The organism is Myxococcales bacterium, from assembly GCA_016706225.1.
Lineage (GTDB): Bacteria > Myxococcota_A > Polyangia > Polyangiales > Polyangiaceae > JADJKB01.
In genome coordinates this window covers 1,032,077-1,055,079 of sequence record JADJKB010000003.1, presented here as the reverse complement: position 1 = coordinate 1,055,079, position 23,003 = coordinate 1,032,077, and the positions used below count along the sequence as shown (strand labels likewise).

Below are 23,003 nucleotides of genomic sequence, written 5' to 3'. Positions count from 1 at the left end.
GCCAATGAAGACGCTGCTCTTGATGCGGCACGCCAAGTCGAGCTGGGCGGAGGACGGCGTCGCGGACCACGATCGCCCGCTCAATGCCCGGGGTGAAAAGAACGCCGGCGAAATGGCGGCGCTCTTGGGCGCGGAAGGGCTGCAGCCGGGATTGATCTTGAGCTCGACTGCCGAGCGGGCGCGTGCGACGGCGCTGGCGGTGGCCGAGGGTTTTGGCTGGAAGCCGGAGCTGCGACTGCTGCACGCGTTGTATCTGGCGGAGCCCGACAGAATCCTGTCGGAGATTGCCTGTGTCGCACCGGACGTCGGCTGCCTGTTGGTGGTGGGTCACAACCCCGGCATGGAAGAGCTGGTGAGCGACCTGTCGTTGATGCGCCAGGCCATGCCCACCGCGGCGATTGCGCGCTTCGCGTTCGGCGTCGATGCTTGGAGCGAGGCCGCGAGTGAGCGCGGTGAGCTCGTGCACGTCTGGCGGCCGCGAGAGCTGGATTGAGCGCCCGCGCTCACTGACCGCCAAAACCCCAGGGCGCGCCGTCGCCGCAGCGGTGCAGACGAGCGCCGGCAACGACCGCGGTGGGGCTCGGCGCGTCGTCGAGCGCCCAGGTTGCGAGGCGCAGCTCGACTTTTTTGCCCCAGAACCGCTCGAGCGGCAGCTCTTTGACGCTACGGGGGGGATCGAAGGCGCCGAGCTCCGGCCGTTCGAGCCGCAAGACGAGATCACCCTCCACGATGCCCACGTCGACCGCGATGCGGCCGGAGCCTGCGGGGGGATCTTCGGCGCGCACATCGAGCGCAAGACAGCTGCCGGGTTCGATCGTCAGCGGCAGCCTCACGTCCGTCGGGGGCGCACCAAGAGGCGCGGGCTCGAGCCGGAGCGTGTCGCCACGGGCCTCCGCGCGGCCCCGTTCGATGCGGTGCTGACCCTGGTGGAAGGCGACGGCCAGATTCTGGCGCGTGCTACACGGCCCGATGCGCGGGCGCAGGATGCGGGCGCGATCACCGCCGAGGGTCTGGCCCGAGCGTGTCCCGAAGCGCAGCATCACCTCGCGCCCCACCCAGCGAGCGAGGGGCAGCTCCGCGGGTTTGGGAGAGAGCCCGGCGAGGGTGTGCCAGGCGACGAGGCGCGGCTTTTCGTGCCCGTCGATCACGTGGATCTCGAAATCGACGCCGTCGCTGGGCTCCGTTGCGGCGAGGACTCCGAGCTCGGCGTAGAGGCACGCGTCTTCGCAGGGCACGACGGGCACGTAGAGCTCGGCGTCGGGTTCGGGGTAGAGGTTCGGATCGAGGCTGATGACGTCACCAGAGACCGACGGCGTCGCGCTTCGGAAGAACACTCTCGGCGTGCTCGCGAGCTCTGCGAGGTCGACCCGCTCCTGACACGTACGCGTCGTCACAGGCGGGGCTGGCGCAGGGAAGATCTCCTCGAGCGCCGTGATCGAGAAGGTGATGCTGGATGGGCTCGTGCGCCCGCCCCGCGCGCGGAGGACGAGCCGATCGGCGAGACGCGTCTCCCGCGCTACGATGCCTGCGATGAAACGCTGCTCGGCGACTGCAGCGTCGATCGGCAGCACGGTCTGGTGTGTGCCTACGGTCGGGTACGGAACACTCATGGCGGGCCCGAGCGCCGCGTTTCCTGCGTAAAACTGCGCTTCGAGCGCCGGCACGCCCCCCGCGGCGCGGGCGAAACCGCTCACGTCGAAGTGATAGGACACGAAGAGCGCGTGATCCCAGGGGACCGGACGCGAAAACCGGTAGCTGACCTCTCCCGGTACCGAGAGCTGGTCGCTGCCGCGTTCAGCAAGAGGAAGCGGCTGCGTCGTGCGTTGCCTCGGTGTGCCTCGGAGTCGCGTCACCCACAGATCAGGCCCGAGCTTCTCGACGGGTTCGTACAGCTCGTCGAGCGCCAGCATGTACTCACCAAAACCCCAGCTCCCTTCGTCGAAGCTCACGATCTCTTGCACGTAGAGCGGGCATCGCGCGCGGCGCACGGCGGCGGCCATCTCGTGTTGCAGGGGCGCCGACCAGCCAAGGCTCATTGCGGTCGGTCCCGGCACGCCGGTGATGGCGTGCAGCGCGACCTTGCTCGCCGGCAGGCCCACACAGGGCACACCCTCGGCCTTGCGTGCCAGCAGCCACTCTCGCAGGCGGCGGAACTCACCCCGGTACTCTGGCGTCGAGCTTTGCGGGCGTGCGAAGGCGGTGGCGGCGCGGGAGAAGCCGCGGGGATCCCAGGCGCTCGAACGCTCGATGTGCGCGCCGAACCAACCGAGCATGAAGGTCAGTCCGAGCAGTGACGTGTACGCGGCCAGGCGTGGTCGTGCGCTCCGGTGGCGCAGGGCGAGCAGACACAGCACCGAGACCAGCGGGACGGTGGCGGCGTAGGCGTGCTCCGCATCGCTGCGCAGCACCGCGCGCAGAAGAAACGGCGTCGTTCCGAGGAGCCACGCGACTCCGACCGAGTCGCGCCGGCTTCCTCGCAACATGACCGCGATCGGCGCCAGCGCGAGCACCACCAGGAGGGCGAGCTTGCGTGGCGAAAATCCCTCGGCACCGAGCAGCATCGTGGTGCCGTAGGCGGTGGTGATGCTGAACGCCCCCTCGACGTAGCGCGCGTAGCTGCCGCCCGAGATCGCCAATACCGCGGCAAAAACCGCCTGGAAACCCGCGACTGCGGCCAGCAACATGGCCAGGCGTGACAGCTCCTGCCGTCGAGCTTCGGCCAGCCATGCGCGCGTCAGCCCAGCGACGATCAGCCCCGCGAGACCGAGCGCACCCGCGTCGAGGGAGAGCCACGCGCTCGCGGAGACGAGGGCCGCTGCGACGACCGAGCGTCGCCAGGTTGGTTGGACCGGATCCGTGGGCAGGAAGACCACGAGGGCTGCGAGCGGGAGCACCCCGCGCAGCGAGCGCACGTCGTCGTGCAGGCCGAGCAGCGCAAGGGGCAGGAGAGCGAGAGCGCGCGCACGCCAGGTCTTCTGCGTGGACAAACTCAACCACAGGGCGACCGCCAGCGACAGCAACGGAAATACGAGGTGGAGGCCGGTGATCGCGCGCCGCGCGCTGAAGCTGCCGAAGGCGTTGGGCAGCCAGGCCAAGAGCTGCCACAGCGGCCCGATGGGATAAGCGAAATCTCGACCCGACCAGCGGCCGCGGCTGGCTTCCCACGGCAAGAGCAGCTCCCAGCCGTAGTCCCAGTGTCGGTACTCGAGCAGGCGATCGTCGACCCGCGCGGACCAACCGATGGCGTTCGCGAGCATCGCGAGGCAAAAGTAGGCGAGCAACAGGACAAATAGGCTGCGGCCCTTGGTCATCAGCGGGGGCACCTCCCGAGCCGCGGAGCGATCAGTCGCAGTGTGCCCGCCGTGTCCGGCTTGCGCTCGAAGTGCAGCTCGAGCACGACCTCGCGTTTGTGAAAGTCGTGCATCGACACGGGGTCGAGGCGGCGGGTTTCGCCCGCTTTCACCTCACCCAGCGTCACTCCGTGCACCAGTCCGTCCGCACGCACGCCGATCAAGAACCCGTACGCTCCGTTCGAGCCGTCGAGGCCGAGGCCGAGCTCGAGGCAGGTGTCGGCCACGACGGTGAACGGGTAGGTCAGCTTGCTCTGCCCCGGCCCGATGGCGACGTCGTCGCCGCGCGCCTCCACCGCACCCTCGGCCGTCGCACGTTCCTGGCGCAGCGCCTCGCTGAGCGACGTCCGGGCCGTACAGCGGGCGAGCCGCGGGCGCTGCAACCACAAGAAGTCTTGGCTTGGGTCGCCGTGGGGCAACGAGCCGAAGCGGAGCAGCACGCTTTCTGATGCAAAACGCTGCAGAGGAATTTCGAGTCGTGACGGTCCGGCACCGGGCAGCACGTCGAGCTTGACGAGTCGCGGGCGCGATGGGCCTTGGAGCACGTTGACGTCGAGCTCGGCGCCGTCGCCGCTCCCCGGGGGCAGCTCGATGCCCGCCAGCGCAACGAGGCAGGAATCGGCGCAGGGCTTGATGGGAAAATAGACCTCGGCACCCTGCTCGCTGGTTGGGTTCGGGTGCAACGAGACGCGCTCGGCCGACGCTCTGAGCGCGACGTTGCGCGGCAGCGCGACCCCGGTCGTGGCGTCCGACAACAAATCTCGCTCGAGCTCGCAGCTCGGAGCCGGCGCGGGCCCCTCCGGAGCTCCAGGTGCTGCAACGCTGATGCCCGAGACCTCGAGCTCAGCCGTCTTCGGCGTGAAGCGCCCGCGAGCGCGCAGCCGGAAACGCAGGCCGTCGGCGTGGCGCGAGCCTGGCGTGCCGGGCTCGCCGATCCAGCGCGTCTCCGCCATGGCGGGGTTCACCGCGACCAAGGTGTGGGTGGGCCGATTCACCGAGAGATCGAAGAGATCGGCGTATTCGGTGGTCGCGGTTCCCGACTTCTCGAAGCGATACTCCAGGTGCGGTGCCGCACCGATCAGGGTCGCCAGACGCGACACGCTGAGGGTGTAGTCGATGCGCAAGAGATCCGCGTCCGAGACCTCGCGTCCGAGCGGAATGACGAGCTCGACACCCAGCGCGAGCCGGCGTCGTTCGGGGGTCATCGGCAGCGTCTCGACGCGGGCCGGTTGCGGGGTCGCTCGGCGTTCGAGCGCGTAGGTGGCGGGGCCGAGCCGCTCGTGAACCCGGTAGCTCTCGCCAATCGCGATCAGATCTTCCCCGATGAACCAGCTCGGGCGGTCGGGGCGATCGAAACCGCCGACCTGGTAGACGAACCACGGGCACCGCGCGGCGCGGATCGCCTCCGCCAGCTCGAGTCGCTGCTCGGCGTTCCAGCGAATTGTCGCCGATGTCGGGCCATTGATGTCGGCGAGGGCGTGCGTGGCGGTGAGGGCAGGAGAAAACCCCATGCAGCGGATGCTCGGATCGCGCGCCAAGAGCGCGCGGCTGTAGTCGGCGGTGCGCCCGAGATCCGTCACGAAGTCGGTCTGCGGTTGCAGCCGCCGGGTGAGGGCGTCTCGGGCCGACACGAGCGCGCGGGGGTGGAGCCAGATGTCGCTGCTGAAGGTCCCGAACCAACCGAACAAGAACCCGGTCGCAAGCAGGCTCGATGAAATGCGAATCAGGTCCGAGCCGAGGGAGCGGGTGGCGGCGATCACACACAGCACGACCAGTGCGGGCAGCGCACCCATGAAGACGTGCCCCGGGTTCGGTTGGACCGCAGAGAACGCGAGCATGGGCAACGCCCCTGCGAGCAGCATTGCGCCGGCGACTCGGCGTTTTCGCCGCACGAGCACCCAGAGCACGAGGCCGACAGCCGAGAGTGCGAAGAGGGTTGCGCCCGCGACGGGTGAGCCCTCGGCGCTGGTGGCCATGTTCACCGCGTACGACGCGGTGAGCCGGCGTTGCCCGGCCACGTATTCGATGGGGTTTGCACCGAGGGCCACTGCGAAGAGCGCAGCGGCCGCCAGACACGCGGCCTGGGCGAGCGCATAACGCAAGAATCGAATCAGGCTGATGCGCGCGGGCAGTCCGGAGCGCCGGCGGGCGAGGTACTCGAAGCTGGACATGGCGACGACCGCGAGGCTGGCGAACACCAGGCGATCGAACGAGAACAACATGAGCAGGGTTGCGACGCCGGCGGCCGCGGCGGCGCTGCTCCAGCGCGCGGGTTGGTCGTCCCGCGCGTCCCGGGCGTAGAGCCACAGGTGGACCACCGAGAGCAGCGGGCGCAGTGTGGAGATGCCGGCGCCGTAGGAGGCGAGCATGACTGCGCCGACCAACAGCAGGCGGGAAACACCTCGGGCCTTGGCCCCGAGCCAGAGCGCGATGCCGATCCCGCCAAGCTGGGTCGCGACCTGCATGCCTGCGATCACGAGCGGTGCGGAGAAGCCTCCACCGAGCGTGCCCGCGAGGGCAAAGACCTGCCAGAGCGGGCCCATCGGAAAGTGGAAGTCGCGCCCGCTCCACTCACCGCGGGTCGCGCGCCAGGGCAGCTCGATCTGCCAGGTGTAGTCGATCAGGTTTGCGTCGAAGCCCCGCATGTCCCAGGCCAGCACCCGGACGACGGCCTGCGCGGCCACGACCAGGAGCGCATACGCGACCAGTGCGGTGAGCGCGGCGCGCAGCCAGCGCGGCTCGGGCTCCCCGGCATGGTCGCCCGCGTGACGGTCGGGTCTCTGCTCAGCCAATAAACCCGCGGAGGAGCCTAACACGGCTGTGGTGCAAGCTTGCGTTGCATGGGGGTTGCGGGAAGGTTAGGACGGGCGGCTGACGATGAGCACGCGGGTGGCAGACATTAGACGCGTCGTGCGGCGTGCCGTGCCGCTTCGCACTGCCGACAAACCGAAGCAGGGGGCGTATCATGTGGACGCGCCATCGATGCAGCGTCGCCTCGCGCTGCTCGTGGGCCTGGCGGCGCCGTCGGACCGCCTGCTGCTGGTCGGAGACGACGATCTGACCAGCCTGTGCCTGCACTGGTTGGGGTACACCCGGCTGACGCTGATTGACTTCGACGCGGAGGTGCTCGACATCGTCCGACGCGAGTCGAAGCGCAAGATCACCACGCTCGAGTTCGACCTGCGAGGTGTGTATCGCAAGCGGCTCCCGAAGCTCGCGAGCCAGTTCGATCTGTTCATCACCGACCCGCCTTACGGTCCGGATGGGCTGCGGGTCTTTGCAGGGGTTGGCATCGGCGCGTTGAAGTTGGGGGGACACGGCGTGATCGTGGCGCCGTCCGCGCGCGCGGCACACAGCAGCGTCAAGGAGCCGCTCATGCTCGGGGCCAAGCTGCAGGGCTTCGTGGCGGCAAACGGCGCGGCGCTCGTGGACATCGTGCCGAGCAGTCAGCGTTCGTACCATGGCACCGTGTCTTCGATGCTGGTGCTCTGTCGCGCCGAGAAGCGTCGCATCGACTTCGGCGAGCTCGACGGGCCCGAGGAGTTTTACTGATGGCTCGGGTGGGTCTGGGTCCCGATCCGCACGCACGCTCCGCCTCGGAGCTAGGTCTGGCCTATGCGCGTGGCGCCGGCACGCTGTTGCCGCAGCTACTCGGCAACCCCTGGCTGCCCAAGCCCGTTCTCCGGCGCCTGGTTGAACGCCGTCGCGGGCGCATTCTGCGTCATGCGATGGAAAACGTGCCGCACTACCGCGATGCCTTTGCCGCCGCCGGCCTCAGCCGAACGCAGCTCGCAGATCCGGAGCTGTTCGCCGAGGTTCCTTTCCTGGAGAAGCGTCACGTCAAGGACTGCACCGAGCAGCTGATCTGGCCCGAGGTCGCGCGCGCGCACCTGCTCGAGCGCAAATCGAGCGGCTCCACCGGCTCGCCGGTGCGTGTGTATTTCGATCCCGTCGCCGAGCTACCGCGCCGTGTGCAAGAGCTGCGCTTCTTGACCGCACACGGCTGTCGCCCGCGGCACACCCAGATGATCCTCGACGCGCCCGCTCACCTCGCGCCCAAGGCTTTCTTGCCGCAGCGGCTCTCGCTCTGGCGGCGTGAGCCGTATCCCTGGTGGATGACTCCCGAGGCGGCGATCGATGAAATCAATCGGCGTCAGCCGGACGTCTTTCATGGAGTCCTGGCGGGGGTCCGGATGCTGGCCCTGGCAATCGAGGCGGCGGGTGGGCTCGAGTATCGGCCCTTCCGCGTGGTCACCAAAGGCGAGCTCCTGGATCCGAGCACGCGCTGGTTCATCGAAAACGCCTTCGGTGCGAAGGTCGTCGACTTCTACGCAACGGAAGAGACCGGCATCATCGCCTGGGAGTGCCCGAGCGGGGGCGGCGGCTACCACATCGACTCGGACTTCAACTTCGTCGAGATCGTACGCCCCGACGGTTCGCTAGCGGAGCCCGGCGAGGTCGGTGAGGTGGTACTGACCAACCTGTATCAGCGGGCGATGCCCATCATCCGTTATCGCGTCGGGGATCTGGCTGCGCTGTCTCCCGAGCCCTGCGCTTGTGGCCGGAGTCTGCCGCTGCTGCGCCAGCTCCGGGGCCGGAAGCTCGATTTCTTGGTCACTCCGGCGGGTGAGCTGCACGACCCGTTTCGCGTGATGGCAGTGATGGAGCAGGTGCAAAACGTCCGCTGGTTCCGGGTGATCCAGACCGCGCTCGAGCGAGTCGAGGTGCGGGTCGGCTGGGAGACGGACGCGAGCCCCGCGACCCGCGGCGCGGTGACCACACAAATCCAGGCCGGGCTCCGCGAGCTGCTCGGCGAGGGCATGCAGATCGACGTCGTCACGCTGGACGAGTTCCGCGTGGAAATCGGCGAGAAGGCTCCGCTGGTCAAGGGGCTGCCGGGGCAAGAGCTCCAGGCGCTGGCCGAACGCGGGTACAAGCTGGCGTTTTGAGCGGAGCCTGATCGCGGCGGCGCTCGTGTCAACGCACTCGCGTCGAATACGCGATCAAGAAGCTGCCGAGGGTGGGGAAGAGCCGCGCCGGGAGTCGGGACGCGAGGACCACACGGTCTGGATCTGCCGCATCGCGCCGCCACACGACGAGCGTGCTCTCGAGGTGGTCGACCCGTAGCTGCGCTTCGCCGAGCGCGCGACGCAGTGTGCCGGCAGTGAAGGGGCGAATGTGCAGCTTCAGGAACGGGTGCAGCGGCTGGGTCTGGCTCGGCGTCCCTCCGAGCAGCAGCCGAAACCGATCGGGCAAGTGAGCCAGGTTGGGTGTCGTCACGATCACACTTCCACCAGGGCGAGTCACCCGAGCGAGCTCCGCAACGAACGCCCGGGTGTCGAACAGGTGCTCGATGATCTCCCCGGCGTAGACGACGTCGAATCGTTCCGACTCGAATGGGAGGGCAGCGCTGGCGTCGCCCTGGATCGCGTCGACCCCTGCAGTGCGCGCGAGCTCGACGTTCTCGGCCGCGGCATCCAGTCCAGACACTCGATATCCAAGCCCGGCCAGCCGTTTGCCAAGCCGACCGTCGCCGCAGCCGACGTCGAGGAGTGCACCGGCCGAACCACGCTCCGCCCGCCGGCGTAACCAGGCTTCGACCTGCGCGAGTCGCAGGCGGTTGTCTCGGTCGCGCTCCAGGAACGCGAACGCGTCACGACGGCCGAACCAGCTCGCGTTCTCTCTGGTGCTCATCATGGCCCGCTCGAGCTGGAGGCGGAGACTCGCCCGAGAACACTCAGAAGTAGAAGTCTTCCTTGTTGTTCGCGAGGATCTTGCACTGTGAGTCGCACTCGTAGACGTGTTTCCGGGCTCGGGACGCGGCCGGCGAGCTCCACAACCAGTCGAGGTCGTGCTTCAGGATGCTGCCGAAGTCTTCCGGCGTGTTCGGGCACATCTTGACCTGACCGGTCTCGGTCACGAGCAGGGTCTTGAGCTCCCCTTCGCAGCTTGCCTCCTTCGCCAGCTCCGTCGGATCGCGAAAGTACGTGCGCCAGGCGTCGAAGTCCGCCTCGGTGTTCTTGATCGGGTAGCCCTGTGCGCGGCGCCGCTCGAGCTCGTCCACCAGCGCGAGGGTCTCCTTGGGGTCGGGCCACAGCTCACTCTTCTGGAACCAGTGGTCGCCTTGATGCTCCTTGCCCTGAAAAAAATCGGTGGTCGCGATAGGCTGGAAGGTGTGCCCTTCGATCTGATTGTCGCGACACCAGTCGGAGAGGCGCAGGAGCTCGTCGTGGTTACCGCGCATCACGATGGAGTTGACGTACACGACCGGCCGCTTTGCGCCGCGGGCCTCGCGAGCCTCGCGCACGTACTCGATGGCCTTCATGGCCTGGGCCCAGGTTCCGGGTTTGCCGCGGGTCTCGTCGTGCAGCTTGGGGTCCAGGCTGTCGAGCGAGACGGCCATGAAACCGAGGCCCGAGTCCACCACCTGGCGCGCGCGGTTCTTGGTCGCGATCAGGGTACCGTTGGTGGTGAGCGAAGTGACCGCACCCTGTTCACTTGCGAAACCGAGCACGTCGAAGATGTCCCGGTGCAGGAAGGGCTCCCCCGCGATCAGCGACAGGCTGTAACCCGGGCCGAGCCACGTCGAGAGTTTGCTCACGATCTCGCGCTTCTGTGCGAGGTCGAGGGCGGGCTTCAAGCGGTAGCTCTCGGTGCGATGACCGATGTCGCAGTGGTTGCAGGCCAGGTTGCAGATCTGCTCCCACCACCAGAAGATGCGCTGCGGTTTTGGCTCGCTTGCGGCTTGGCTAGCTGGCGCCAGCCGGTCCAGACCCCGTCGGAGCAGCTGCTCCACCGACAACAAGCGCATGCCCAAAAGCTATGGGGCCAACAGCGGTCGGTCAAGACACAGCTCAATTCGTGTAGCTTCGCGCGATGAGCTGGGCCGACCGGAAGGGGCAAGCATCGAACTTGCTCGGGTTCTCGGCGCTGCTCTTGGTTGGTTTCGACCTCTGGCTCGCGAGCTACGCGCCGCTCGACGTCCCCTACTTGCGCGAGCTTTACTTCGCGGGCGTCGCCTCGGGGAGAGAGCCGATCAGCTGGGAGCTGATTCACCGTCCGACGCTCGAACACGTGATGCCCCTCCCGATGGCGCTCGGCGCATACGCCATCGTGGTGAGCGGCATCGCTGGCGTGAATCGTGTGCTGAACGTGGTCGTGCTCGCGTTGGCGTCGCTGCTCGTGACGCGGGCGGCCGCGCGGATCCGCGGACACTCCGAGCTCAGCGACGTCGTCGTCGTGTTGATTCTGCTCGGGCCGGCCCACGTCTTCAGCTTCGTGAGCGGCTTCAACCTGCAGCTCGTGCTGAGCGGTGCGCTCTTTGCCACGGGCATTGCCGCGGCGTGGGTCCTGGTTCGGCGCCCCAACCGGGCGTGGCTCGCGACCGGCCTGTGCGTGCTGTTGCTCATGCCGCTGTGCGGAGTGAGCGGGGTGCTCTCGGCTGTTTTTGCCTGGCTCGCGCTCGGGGTTGCATCGTGGCGCATGGAGCTTTCGCGGCCCGAGCGGGGCGGGGTCGTGGTGTGTTTGCTCACGAGCGCGCTGTTCGCGCTCAGGTACTTCCCCTGGAGTCAGCTCGGTCAGACCCACCAGCACGTCGTCGACCCGCTCCGCCTCGCCGCGGAGCTCCTGCCGGCGTCGCTGGGTGCCATCGGTTCGCAGGCCTGGCCCGCTTCGTTGCTCGTCGTCGCGCTCGCGCTCGTGTCGGCGCTGGTGTTGCTCGTCTCGAGTCGAGAGCGCGCCGCACTCTCCGTCTTCGCTCTCGGTGTCGCCGCTCAGCTCGTGATCGCCCTCGCCATTGGCTACGGACGCGCACATTACGACAACGCGCTCGCGTTCACCGAGCGTTACGTCGAGCTGGCCGCGCCCACACTCATCCTGGTGCATCTGGGGCTGGCATCTGCCGCCCGCAGCAACGCGCGGCGTGCGCGGCGGTTCGGGCTGGCGTTCGCCGTGGTGCTCTTCGCCGCGAGCGCGCTCAACGCGCCCATCGCAGTGCGCCGGGTGCAAGAAGCCGCGCGAGGGCTGTCGGCGTTCGCGAGGGACGCCCGCTCCGGCACGTCCCAGAGCCAGCTCGCCGCTGCGCACGGCGACTTCCTCTATCCCTTCGATCGCGGGGTGTTGCTCGCGGGTATGTCGACCTTGATGCTCGAGCGACGCCCGCCGTTCGACGTCGGCCCCCGGCCAGGCTTCGTCTCGTCCGAGTCGTCGGAGTTGCCGTGCCGTTCGGACTCCGTGCACTGGCTGCGGCCGACTGCCAGGACCAGCCCGAGCGATTTCGCGTTTGCACCCGAGCGAGCGCTGGACGGGTTCGTGGCGAGCGAGTGGCGAGCGCGGGACGCCGGCGAGTCGGTGCTCGAGGTCGAGCTCCGGGACGCAGGTGCGCTCGTGTTCGTGTGTGTCATGCCCGGCAGCCGCTCCGGGCCCGAACGACGAGTGCGGGTGGAGGCCTGGGCCGACGGGCGGCTCGTTGGCCAGGCGGTTGGTGACCTGCAAGCGGGGTCGGAGTTCTCGCTCTTGAACCTCTCCGTACCGCGAGTCGAGCGGTTACGTGTGATCATGCCCGCCGGTGGTTCCATCGCCGAGCTGCGCTTTGCACCCTGAGCGTCTGAACACGACTTTTCGAGAAACTCCCGAAGGGCGCGGCCCGAGCGGGAGGCATGTCCGAGCCCCGCATCTGGTTTTGTGCGTTCACCATCGCTCTCCTGTCCGGTTGCTCCGGTCCGCCGTTCCATGCGATCCCGGAGGTCGAGGCGAGCGCCGCCACGGTCACGAACCCAGCGCCGTCGACGCTCGATCCGAATCCCGTGCTCGCCGCCGTGCCCAAGCCCCCGCGTGTGATCGGTCGAACCGGCGAGCGCGGCGTGGTGCTGTTCGATGGAGCGAGCGGTAACCCGAGCTTTACTCATGACGTCGGCGGGCTGATCCTCGACCTGTTCGTCGACGGGGACCGCCTGCTGGTCGCGACCAGTGACGATCAGCTCGAGACCAGCGTGGTGCGCTCGTTTCGCATCGGCCAGGCGGGTTTGTCGGACGGGGCCGAGAGCGAACCGCTCGGGCCCGGGGCGCGTCTCTTCGATCTGCCTCCGTTCACGCTGGTGATGACCGAGGAGATGGCGGTCAGCTGGTCGCTGCTCGACGCGGATCTGGTTGCGGTGGCACCCAGCAAGGCCATCGTGCGGCCGGCGAGTCTGATCTTGGCGCGCGCGCACGGGAAGGCTGAGTGGCTCGCGCTCAGCCCCACGGGTTTCGACGCCGGTGAGTACTTCGACAGCCTGGTCGCGGGCAGCTTCGAGGCCGGATGGAAGCTGGATTTTCACAGCGTGAAGGCGCCCGGACGCCCAGGCTCTCGCCTCGCTCGGGCCGCGGGCTCCGAGCGCGGGTACCTGGTGCGCAAACACGCCGACTCGGAGAGCTTCGAGCTGGGCGAGCTGTCGTTGACCCAACCCGGTCCCCCGGAGAGCTTTCGGAGTTTCATCGTCGCCGGAGCGCTGGGTGAGCTCGAGTCCGTCGAGATAGATGCGAGCCGCGGCGTGTTGCTCGCGTTGCTCTCCCGGGGTGCGGCTCCCGCCGCCCTGGCGCTGGTCCCCCTCGAGAGCAGCGCGCAGCCGATGCTGGTGTTGCTCGGCGGCGCCGTGGAGACGTCACCCTGGTTCGGTCGATGCACGACGCTGACGTCGGCGGGGCGTTTGTTCGCGGCGACCGTCGCCGGTGTCGAGGCGTTCGATGTGACCGGCTCCCCTGACGCACCCGTCCTGAAGGCGGACACAGGGTTTCAGGGCAAGGGTCTCCTGGCGCCGGTCGTCGTGCTCGAGTGAGCCGGGCGTGCGCCCTCGTTCAAGCCCCCTCGCGCGCCAAGTTCCGCGCTGCGCGCAGGGCGTTCGCCTGGATCGTCAGCGTTGGATTGACCCCGCCCGGGTAGGGCATGAAGCCGCCATCGATCACGAACAGGTTGTCGAGTCCGTGCACGCGGCCCCAGCCATCGACGACGCTGGTGGCTGGATCACTGCCGGCGCGGCAACCACCGTGCAGATGGGTGCCGCCGAAGTGCGGGGCCTTGCCCTCGCGTCGCAGCAGGCGGCAGCCCGCGGCGCGTAACAGCTCCATGCTGCGGTCGACCATGTGCTCCCGTCGCGCCAGATCGGTTGGGTGAGGGGTGTAGTCCATGATGATGCGCGGCAGGCCGTGGGCATCGAGGTCACGAGACAGGAGCACGCGGTTATCCCGCGCAGGGTGGTCCGCGAGGATGCACTCGACTCGCACCGGGAGTCCGCGGTGGAGCGAGAAACGGTGGCCGAAGCTCGCCTCGTAGATCAGACCGCCCAGACCCGAGGGAGCCGCTGCGTCGAGGTAGTGGTCCGTGAGCGCAAAGGTGGAGAAAGGGCCGTCGTTGTTGGCCGCGTCGGGCCCGGCATCGACAAAACCGTCGACCCACTCGCTGATCTTGAAACACAGCCCGCGCCCCACCATGTCCGTGTCGTTGCCCAGACCCGACGGTGAGAGGTCATCCGCGGAGCGCAAGAGCAGCGCTGCCGATTGGATGGCGTTGGCCGCCAGCACGAAACGCCGCGCGCTGATGCGGTAACTCTGCCCGGTGTCGACCCGAACTGCGACCAGGCTGCTCACGCGCGCGCGCGCGCTCCGCTCGAGTCGCACCGCCTTGAGTCCCGCGCACAGGGTCAGGGAGCCGGCCTCGAGCAGTGGACGCAGGAAGATGGTCTCTGCGTCGCCCTTGGCAAAGCGCTCACAGCGGTGTTCGATGCAGGGCGTCAGGTTCGCGCACTCTGCGCGTCCAGCGTAGGGCACCGTGTTGATGCAGAGTGGCGTTGGGAACGCCCGGAGGCCGAGCGCTCTGGCGCCGGCGAACAGCACCTCTGCCGCTCTGCTCGGCGCGACCGGGGGCAAATAACGCGCGCTCGGCGCCGGTGGTGCAGTGGGGTCGCCCGCGGGATCTGCCGCAACACCGATGCGCTGCTCGAGCTCGCCGTAGTACGGCTCGAGCTCGTCGTAGTCGTACGGAAACGCAACCGGAAGATCCGCGGCTGGCAACCAGCGGCTCGCGTCGAAATCCATGCGGCGGTAGCGGAACGAAGCGCCACCGAAGAACACGGTGCCGCCGCCCACGTTGCAGCTCGACCAGGGATTGCCCTGCAGCGCGAAGCAGCCGCTGAAGACACGCACGTAGGCGGGCTCGGCCCAGTGCACGACGTCGGCGAAGAGAGTGGAAGGCCCGACGTAGGGGCCTTGTTCCACCACCACGACTTCGAGCCCCGCGCGGGCGAGCTCGTCCGCCGCGACGGAGCCCGAAGCTCCGCTGCCGATGATGCACACGTCGAAGGTGCGGTCCCCCAGATCGCTCGGCGGTGGTGGGCCGTAGTCCGGCTGTCGAACGGCGCTCGCGGTCATGAGCCGTGGATGCTTAGCCTGGATTTCCGGCGCCGCCCATCCGAGTGCGCTCGTTCTCGGTATCGACTATGCTGCCGGCACCAAGGATCGACGGTGACGACACGCGTGCTGCACCTGGCCGGGGAGTTTCCTCCGCGGCGGCTAGGCGGGATCGCCACCTACCTCGAGAACGTCGTCCGGCGCTCAGCGCCGCGAGTCGAGAGCGCGGTCGTCGTGGTCGAGGGTCGGGACTATCACCGGGACCCCTCCGCGGCTGGGCGTGCGGTGCGAGTGGAGAGCCTGGCGCTCGACGAGCTGATCGCACGTCTGCCGAGCGAGACGCTCTTGTCCCAGGCCATGATCGACGCCCACGTTCCGCATAAGGGGTTGCTCGGCGAGACCTGGGACGTCGTGCACGTGCACGACTGGTACGGCGTGTTGCCGGCGCTGGCCCTCCGCGCGCGTCAGTCCGTGTCGTTGGTGATGACCGCGCACTTGCCGCTGCGCTTCGGCTTCACCTATGCAAACCACCCGATCCCCGTGCAAGAGAAGACCCGACTCGAGGCGATGGGTTTCCGGGTTGCCGACCGAGTGTTCGCGCCGAGTCGTTACATTGCAGAGCTCTTGGCGCGGGAGTACGACGTGGTGCCGGAGAAGCTGCGAGTGGTGCCCAACGGGGTGGATGTCGAGCTGTTTCGTCGTGACTCGGCCCTAGCGTCGGCTGTGCCCACGCTGCTCTCGGTCAGTCGCTTGAGTGAGCAAAAGGGTCTCGAGTATCTGCTCGAGGTCTTGCGGCGTGTGCGGGCGCGGCGCCCCGACGCCATCCTTCGCATCGCCGGTGATGGGCCGGAAAAACAGCGGATTGCGGCGCGCGTGAGCGCGCTCGGGCTCTCGCGCAACGTGGAGCTCTTGGGTTACGTGCCCCACGCCGAGCTACCGCGTTTGTACGCGGCTGCCACGGTGTTCTTGTCGACCTCGGTGTACGAGCCGTTCGGGTTGACGACGCTCGAGGCCATGGCCTGTGGCTGTCCGGTGGTGGTGTCGGCCCTGGGTGGGGCCAGTGACTTCGTGCGAGACGGCGTGGACGGCTACGTTCGCCATCCACAGGACGTCGTCGGTTTCGGCAAGGCAGTGCTCGAGATCGTATCGAACGCCGAGCAGGGTCTGCGCATGGGTGCGAGCGCGCGTGGCCGAGCTGAACAGTTCGCGTGGCCGAAGGTAACCGAGCTCACGCGTGCGGCCTACGCCGAGCTCACCGGGGAGTCGGAGGCGCTCCGCCGTGTCAGCTGAGCTTCGGCGCACGCTCGCGCTCTTCTGGCACATCCACCAGCCCTTCTTCGTGCCCGACAGCGAGGTGCGTGAGCAGGTCGTGGAGTCGTATCTACCGCTGCTCGAGCTGCACGAGCGGCTGAAGATCCCGTTTTCGCTCAACGTGTCCGGTGCCCTCCTGACCCGCCTCCCGCAGCTCGGCCCCGAATTCGTGGAGCGCCTGGTGGCGGCAGTCGATTCCGGTCTGTGTGAGGTGGTTGGTTCGGGCGCGTTTCACCCGTTGCTCCCGCTGCTCACTCCCGAACGCGCGCGTGCGCAGGTGAGGTTCGATGTAGAGGCCAAACAGCGCATCCTCGGCCGCGCGCCTCGGGGATTCTGGCCGGCGGACCTCGGCTGGAGCCACTTCCTGGTGCCCATCTTGGCGGAGCTGGGCATCGAGTGGACGGTGCTCGACGGCGCTGCGCGGGTGATGGGGTCGGTACTGCCCGCGTGGCAGCCCGAGGAACGCCACGGGCAGAAGGTCCTGTCTCCGCGTCTGAGCCCGCTGCTGCACGAGTCGGAGCTCGGGCGCGTTGACGCGCTTCGTGTGGGAGAAAATCGTGTGCTCTCCATCGCGCGACACCCCGGGCTGACCTGGAAACTCGTCGATCTGGACGAGGGAGCGCTGCACCGGCCCGACGAGGTGGAGAGCTACGGTCGCGCGGTCGAGCAGTACTTCGCGAGCGGCGCCTCGCTCTTGGTATTGGGTGACGATGGTGAACGAATCAACGGTCGCACGCGGCTCACCTACGAGCGCGTGCTGCGCGCGCTGGTCGAGCGCGTCGACCGCGTCGTGCAGGGCAGCGCGGCGGTCGAAGAGCGGGCGGCGCTCGCGGAGGAGCGCTACCTGCCGACGAGCACGTTTCTCGTCGATTTCTCCGCCTGGCTGAACACGCCCGACGACTTCGTGTGTTTCCGCCTGCTCGAGACCTTCACCCGAGAGCTTGCACTGCGCGAGACCCTCGCACGCCACAGCGGCGACGCGGCGTTGCAATCTGCGTTGTCCGCCATCAGTTCGGAGCTCTTGCCGCTGGAAGACTCCGGCTTCTATTTCTGGCGCTACTTGCGGCGAACCCGCGAACCATTCGTCGCCAAGCTCGAGCTGTTGTCGCGGCGTCTGCGCGAGCTCTGAGCGCTCCGCCGGCTGTACAGGTTCGGCTGGCAGCGTCGACGAGTTCGGCGTGCTGACCGCGGCCGCATGTGCGCCAGTTGACTCGATGCGCGGGTGAGCGTAGCCACGAAGCAGGCCACGTCTCGTATCCGAGCGTGTCACCGAAAGGCTCAACGATGGCACTTCACATCGGTCTTCGCGGTCTGGCATGGGCGTCTCTCGCGGTTGGCTTGACTGCGTGTGCGAGCACCTCTGACGACAGTGGCTTGCCAGCGGGCGGCGGAGGCAGCGGCGCGTTCGGAGGCAGCGGCGGGTTCAAGCCGACTGGAGGCTCGGGCGGTGGCCCGGTCGGAGGTTTCGGCGGTGGCCCTTCGGGGGGTGGCATTGGTGGTGGACCGTCGGGTGGCGGCGTTTCCGGCGTCGGCGCGACGGGCGGAGCTGGAACGGGCGGCATCAACACGGGTGGAACCGGCACCGGTGCGACCGCGGGCACTGGCGCGACGGGCGGTAGCGGTGGCAGCGGCGGCAAGACGACCTGCGTCGGAAGCTGCGGCAAGTCGACGCCGACGGCGGACGGGTGTTACTGCGACACCGCGTGTTTCAGCTCCGGTGACTGCTGCGACGACTACAGCACCGTGTGTACGAGCGGTGGCGGAGGCAGCGGCGGTACCGGCGGTAGCGGTGGCAGCGGTGGCTCGACGGGTGGGGCCGGCGGCGGCGGTGGCACCGGTGGCGCGCCGAGCGGCAGCTGCGTCGGGTCGTGCGGCGTGAAGTCGACGGGCAGTTGCTGGTGCGACAGTGGTTGCACTTCGCTTGGTGATTGCTGCTCGGACTACAAGCAGGTTTGTGGTGGTGGCACAGGTGGAACCGGCGGCACGGGTGGAACCGGCGGCACGGGCGGCACGGGTGGCAGCACCGGTGGCACCGGCGGCAGCACGGGCGGTACGGGCGGCAGCACCGGCGGAACCGGTGGCACGGGTGGAACCGTTGGCGCCTGCGCCAACGCGGAAGACTGCGCCATTCCCGCGACGATGGTGTGTGATCCGACCAAGCTGACCTGCGGTCCGGGCCAGTGCACCGCGACCCAGGCCTGTGCGACCGGCCAGATCTGTCTAGGCCAGGTGAGCAGCCCGGTGGTGGGCGCGTGTTACACGTCGTGCACGCCGTACGCCACGACGTCGACCTGCGGGACCACCCGCGAGTGCCTGTTGACGGAGATCTCGGGCGCTGCCGGCGGTTGTTTCAATCGCGGCACCAAGACCGAAGGTGCGGCCTGCACCGCGAGTGACACCAATACGGGATGCGCCGCAGGTCACTACTGCGTGCGCGATCTCGGAACATACGTGTGTCGCAAGCTCTGCAACTTCTTCAGCTCGAGCCCAGCGTGCTCACTCTCGCAGCGCTGTGCGCTCGGCGGGGTCTGCAGTGCAGAGGGCGGCGACAGCGCTGCGATCGGCGGCAAGTGTTCGGTCGCTTCGGTGGCCGGCGAGTCGTGTGCAAACGACGGCAAGGCTTGGCGCGGAACGTGTCAAACCGTGCAAGGTTCGCTCACCTGCCTGAAGGTGTGCCGCACCGCGGTCAGCGCCGATTGCCCGTCGGGCAAGACGTGCTCGCCGTTCCAGGGCGACAACTCCGCCGGCGTCTGCAACTGATTCGGGCCCGAGGTTGGCTGACTGGGTCGCGGAGGCTGAAGCGCCCCCGGAAGGACTGCACGTCCCCCGTGGGATCCTGACCTTTCTTCGCTCGGGCTTCAGCCACGGATATCCGACATTCCTCGAGCGCGGCGCCGGAGCCTACGTCTTCGACGCCGCGGGTCGGCGCTGGGTCGACTGGGTTCAGGGCAAGGGTGCGGTGACGCTGGGCCACGCTCGCGCGGAGGTCGATCGCGCTGCGGCGAGCCGCGCTGCGAGCGGGATCCTGCTGGGTGCCTGTCCGCCGGAATACGAGAAGCTGGCCGCGCGCCTGTGTGAGTATCTGCCCGGCGCCGAGAGCGCGCTGTTCGTGAAGAACGGTAGCGATGCAGTGCAGGTCGCCATTCGCTTGGCGCGGGTCGCGACCGGTCGTGATCTGGTGGTGTCGGCGGGTTACCACGGCTGGGACGATCGACTGTTGCCGGGGGCGGCTCCGGTTCGTGTGCCGGGCTCGGTGATCGACTTCGGATACGATCTGGCAGAGCTCGAACGTGTGCTGGACAACGAGGGTTCGCGCGTCGCTTGTGTGCTCGTCACCCCGGAGCCGGCGTTCTTCGGCGCCGCGCACCTCGCGCGCATCGCCGACCTGGCTCGCGCTGCCTCGGCGCTGTTCGTGGTGGACGAGGTACGCGCCGGTTTGCGCGTTGCGCCGGCGGGTGCACACCAGCACTTCGGGGTTGTCGCCGATCTGTTCACACTGAGCAAGGGTCTCGCGAATGGACACCCGCTGGCTGCCGTGGTCGGCCAGAAGAGCGTGCTCGATGCCAGCGACAGAACCTACGTCTTCGGTACCTATTACGCTGAAGCCTCTGGGCTCGCCGCCGGCCTGGCCAGCCTCGACCTCTACCGCAGCGAGGCTGTGATCGAGGCCATCTGGCGCGCGGGTGAGGGCCTGATGCGGGGCCTGGATGAAATCTTCGACGACGTGGGCATTCGTGCGGTGTGCCTCGGTCCGCCTCCGGTGATGCAGATCCTGTTCGACGACGAACGTGCCGAGGCCGCCTTTTACGCCGGGGCCGTGCGGCGCGGCGTGCTGTTTTTCCAGGATGATGGCCAGTGTCCTTCGGCGGCCCACGCCGAGGAGCACTTGCGCGAGACGCTGGCGGTCTGTCGCGAGGTTGCCGTCGAAATCCGCCGTGACCTGCAGGGTGGACGCAGTGAACGCCTTTTCGCGCTCAGCGCGGAGATGCGGGCGAGGTACGCGAGACGCCGCATGATCGAGCCCCGTGCGCTGGACGAAACGAGCTTGCCCTCCCTCGTGGGCCGCTCGGGTTGAGGGGTACGGCGTCCGGGAGCAGAGGCTCACCGCCGCTCTGGCCCGAAACCCCAGGGGGCCCCGTCGCCACAGCGATGCACTCGTAGCCTCGACACCAGCGCGAGTGCGCTCGGATCCGGACCCCATGCCGCGATCCGGACCTCCGCCGATTGCCCGCGCAACTCCGCCAGGGACATGTCGCGATGACTCCGTGACTCCCCGGGGTTGATGATGTCCCGCGACAGACGCACCGAGACCTTGTCGTGCAGGAGCGAGAGCTCGAGCGAAGGCGGGGGTGTGCCGGCCGCCGCGTCAGTGCTCAGGTCGTAAGCCAGACACTCAGAGGCTCCGATCTCGATCGGTATTCGAAGCTCAGTCGGGGGCCTTCCGAGCGGCGCCACCGACAAGCGCAGCGAGTCTCCGCGTGGCTCTGCCTGGCCGCGCGCCAGTGTGTATCGGCCGTCGTGCAGCGCGTGCACCAGGTTCTTGCCCCGACACGGCCCAATTCGCGGTCGGTACACGCGTGCACGGGCGCCGGCGCTTCCGACGGGCCAGGTGCCGAAGCGAACCAGCACGTCCCGCCCGGCCCAGGCCGATAGGGAAATTTCCGCGGGTTTGGGCGAGACGCCGGCGGTCACTTGCCAGTTCACCAACCGAGGTTTTTCCCAGTCGTCGACCACGTGCACCTCGAAGCGGGCGGCGCGCGGCGGGCCAGCGTCCGCCTCGACCCCGAGCTCCGCGAACAAACAGGAGTCCTTGCAGGGTGTGACCGGCAAGAACACCTCCGCGAGGGGCTCGGTCTCGGGGTTTGGATCGAGCACGATGCCTTCGCCGTCCAGCCGCGCGAGCAGACCGCGTGCGAAGGACTCGCCGCGCGTGACAGACGCAGCCAGATCGACTTCGGCGCTGCAGGACGGGGGCTTTGCGCCATCGATGGGAGGCGGCGTCAGCTCTTCGATGCCGTGAAGTTCGAAGTCGATGCTGGCGGGTGAGAGCGGGCGCGCCTCGGCGATGATCTCGAAGCGATCGGCATGGCGTTGCACGCGCGAGCTTCGCCCCGCGGCCCAGCGCCACTCGGCGACCTCGGCGTGCACCGGGATGATGGCCCGGGCACGCTCGTTCACCGCAGTGTCAGCCAGGGCCGTGACTGCGCCCAGGCGCTCGTTGCCGTCGTAGAAGGCGACCTTGATCCACGGCGACCCTCCGGCCAGCACACGCAGCATCGGCACGTTCAGCGTGTAATCGAGCCGAAGCAAATTTTCCCACGCTACCGGTCGCGCCAGCGAAAAACCGAGCCGCCCCGGCACCGGCAAGCTGCGCGTGTCACCCAGGCCCTCCGCAGCAACAGGCTGACCATCGGCGCGACGTGCCTGGGCTCGCAAGTGCGAGACGAACGTCGCCGGGCCCAGGCGCTCCGCCGGTTCGTAGAGCAGGCTCTGTGCCAGAAAATCCGCCCCGAACCCGAAGCTCTGCCAGGGTGCCGGGAAGTCGAAGCTCGAGAGTTGCCGCACGGCGAATGGACAGCGATCCCGCTCGATGTCCGCTGCGAGCTGCTCTTTCATGCGGGGTGTCCAGCGCAGTCCCGTCTCGGTCGGCCCGCGCACATTGGCGAGCGCGTGTGCGACGACCGCACGCTCGGGCAGGACCATACAAGCCTCGCGATGCGCCTGGGCGAAGCGCGCGATCTTTGGCACGTCATGGTCGTAGCCACGCTCGTCGGGTGATCGGTCCGCGAGCAGGCGGGCTGCGCGACTGAAACCGCCGGGTGCCCAGGCGTTCGGCACACCCTGCCGGCTTCCGAACCACGCGAGCGCAAAGGTCGTGACCAGCAACGCAGACGCCGCGCTGCGTGCGGGTCGCCTCGGGTAGAGCTCGACGGCCGACAGGCTCAGCGCCACGGCGAGTGGGAGCAACGCCGCGTAGACGTGCTCGGCGTCCGAGCGAATGATGGCGCGCGCCAGCAACGGCAGCGCACCGGCGAGCAACACCGCGCTCGTGAGCTCGTTGCCGCGGCGGGTCAGGCTGAGCGCGAGCAATACGAGCGAGAATCCGATGAACGCCCACACCGGCGCGAAGCCGAGGCCGTGGGCGCCCTCGATCATCACCGTCACGTAGCCGCCGGTGATGGCGCCCCAGCCCTTCAATGCCGCCCAGAAGCTACCGCCGACCGCGGCCCAAAGCAGGCTCAGTGCGACGCTTGCTGCGACCAGACCCAGCGCTGCGCGTCTCGAGCGCGAGAGGGGTGTGAGGGTGTCGGGCGTCGGCTCGGCGAGCTCGGCGGTGCGCCGCGCAACGAGCTCGGCGATGAACATGAACACCAGCGACAGCAGACCGAGCAGCGCAGTCTCGAACGAGAGCAAGGTCGAGCCGATGACCAAGGCGCCGGCCAGGAAGGGGGCGCGCGTGCTGCCCCGGCGTGGTGCGTAGAGCATGACGATCGCGACCGAGACGAGGGCGCGGAAGGAGCGCACGTCGTCGTGGAGCGCAAACAGTGCCAGCGCGGCGAACACGAGTGTGCGTCGCGACCAGCGCGGGCACCACCAGGTCGAAAGCGCGCCGGCGGTTGCGAGGGACGCGATGGGAAACACCACGTGCAGTCCGCCGACGCTGGCCGCTGGCGAGGCCCGCGCACCGAGCGTTCCCACCCAGGCCAGGAGCTGCCACAGCGGACCGATGGGGTAGGCGAAATCACGTCCGACCCACTGTCCGTGGCTTGCGCGCCAGGGCAGCCCTAGCTCCCAGCCGAAGTCGAAGGCGCGGTGGTCGAGCACCCGCGCATCGAACCCCTTGGCTCGGACGTAGGCGTTGGCGATGGTTGCGAGAACGAAATAACCCACGACGAGCCAGAAGCCGGTGCGGGCCCGCCGTTCGCTCACGGCGCCCCCGGCTCACGCGGCACGTGCACG

At 68.4% G+C, this 23,003-nt stretch carries 15 protein-coding genes; 9 read left to right on the top strand and 6 right to left on the bottom strand.

Translation table 11 applies throughout. The features are described 5' to 3' along the window. Positions 1-4 precede the first annotated feature (4 nt). Complete coding sequence (locus IPI67_06265; GenBank protein MBK7579798.1) at positions 5-493, top strand: histidine phosphatase family protein; 489 nt, start codon at positions 5-7, stop codon at positions 491-493. A gap of 10 nt (positions 494-503) precedes the next feature. Here IPI67_06265 and IPI67_06260 read toward each other — a convergent pair whose 3' ends face one another. Both IPI67_06260 and IPI67_06255 read right to left on the bottom strand, forming a co-directional pair. Beyond that, entirely contained in the window at positions 504-3,311 is a 2,808-nt protein-coding gene (locus IPI67_06260; GenBank protein ID MBK7579797.1) for a hypothetical protein, read from the bottom strand. Further along, entirely contained in the window at positions 3,311-6,142 is a 2,832-nt protein-coding gene (locus IPI67_06255) for a hypothetical protein (GenBank protein ID MBK7579796.1), read from the bottom strand. The genes IPI67_06260 and IPI67_06255 overlap by 1 nt, the downstream gene beginning before the upstream one ends. A 97-nt stretch (positions 6,143-6,239) precedes the next feature. Here IPI67_06255 and IPI67_06250 point away from each other — a divergent pair, with 97 nt between their 5' ends. Continuing rightward, entirely contained in the window at positions 6,240-6,902 is a 663-nt protein-coding gene (locus tag IPI67_06250; protein MBK7579795.1) for a bis-aminopropyl spermidine synthase family protein, read from the top strand. Then, positions 6,902-8,299 carry a phenylacetate--CoA ligase family protein gene (locus IPI67_06245; protein ID MBK7579794.1) on the top strand — a complete coding sequence of 466 codons (1,398 nt, stop codon included), beginning with the start codon at positions 6,902-6,904 and terminating at the stop codon, positions 8,297-8,299. The genes IPI67_06250 and IPI67_06245 overlap by 1 nt, the downstream gene beginning before the upstream one ends. A gap of 28 nt (positions 8,300-8,327) precedes the next feature. Here IPI67_06245 and IPI67_06240 read toward each other — a convergent pair whose 3' ends face one another. Further along, on the bottom strand, positions 8,328-9,047 hold the full coding sequence (locus IPI67_06240; GenBank protein MBK7579793.1) for a methyltransferase domain-containing protein: 720 nt from the start codon (positions 9,045-9,047) through the stop codon (positions 8,328-8,330). 40 nt (positions 9,048-9,087) lie between these two features. Continuing rightward, the gene (locus IPI67_06235) at positions 9,088-10,161 is read right to left on the bottom strand and encodes a radical SAM protein (protein ID MBK7579792.1); all 1,074 of its coding nucleotides are present in this window, start codon (positions 10,159-10,161) and stop codon (positions 9,088-9,090) included. 65 nt (positions 10,162-10,226) lie between these two features. Between IPI67_06235 and IPI67_06230 the strand changes: the two genes are divergently transcribed. Both IPI67_06230 and IPI67_06225 read left to right on the top strand, forming a co-directional pair. Beyond that, complete coding sequence (locus IPI67_06230; GenBank protein ID MBK7579791.1) at positions 10,227-11,951, top strand: hypothetical protein; 1,725 nt, start codon at positions 10,227-10,229, stop codon at positions 11,949-11,951. A gap of 56 nt (positions 11,952-12,007) precedes the next feature. Beyond that, positions 12,008-13,165 (top strand): hypothetical protein, encoded by a 1,158-nt coding sequence (locus IPI67_06225; protein ID MBK7579790.1) that lies wholly within the window; start codon positions 12,008-12,010, stop codon positions 13,163-13,165. Positions 13,166-13,184: 19 nt separating this feature from the next. Here IPI67_06225 and IPI67_06220 read toward each other — a convergent pair whose 3' ends face one another. Then, positions 13,185-14,753, bottom strand: a complete 1,569-nt coding sequence (locus IPI67_06220; GenBank protein ID MBK7579789.1) for a GMC family oxidoreductase — start codon at positions 14,751-14,753, stop codon at positions 13,185-13,187. A gap of 93 nt (positions 14,754-14,846) precedes the next feature. Here IPI67_06220 and IPI67_06215 point away from each other — a divergent pair, with 93 nt between their 5' ends. From IPI67_06215 to IPI67_06200, 4 genes are all read left to right on the top strand, one after another. Further along, on the top strand, positions 14,847-16,022 hold the full coding sequence (locus tag IPI67_06215; GenBank protein MBK7579788.1) for a glycosyltransferase family 4 protein: 1,176 nt from the start codon (positions 14,847-14,849) through the stop codon (positions 16,020-16,022). After that, complete coding sequence (locus IPI67_06210) at positions 16,012-17,172, top strand: hypothetical protein (protein ID MBK7579787.1); 1,161 nt, start codon at positions 16,012-16,014, stop codon at positions 17,170-17,172. The genes IPI67_06215 and IPI67_06210 overlap by 11 nt, the downstream gene beginning before the upstream one ends. A gap of 155 nt (positions 17,173-17,327) precedes the next feature. Then, positions 17,328-18,803 (top strand): hypothetical protein, encoded by a 1,476-nt coding sequence (locus IPI67_06205; GenBank protein MBK7579786.1) that lies wholly within the window; start codon positions 17,328-17,330, stop codon positions 18,801-18,803. A gap of 13 nt (positions 18,804-18,816) precedes the next feature. Continuing rightward, entirely contained in the window at positions 18,817-20,118 is a 1,302-nt protein-coding gene (locus IPI67_06200; GenBank protein MBK7579785.1) for an aminotransferase class III-fold pyridoxal phosphate-dependent enzyme, read from the top strand. Positions 20,119-20,144: 26 nt separating this feature from the next. Here IPI67_06200 and IPI67_06195 read toward each other — a convergent pair whose 3' ends face one another. Then, entirely contained in the window at positions 20,145-22,973 is a 2,829-nt protein-coding gene (locus tag IPI67_06195) for a hypothetical protein (protein ID MBK7579784.1), read from the bottom strand. Positions 22,974-23,003 lie beyond the last annotated feature (30 nt).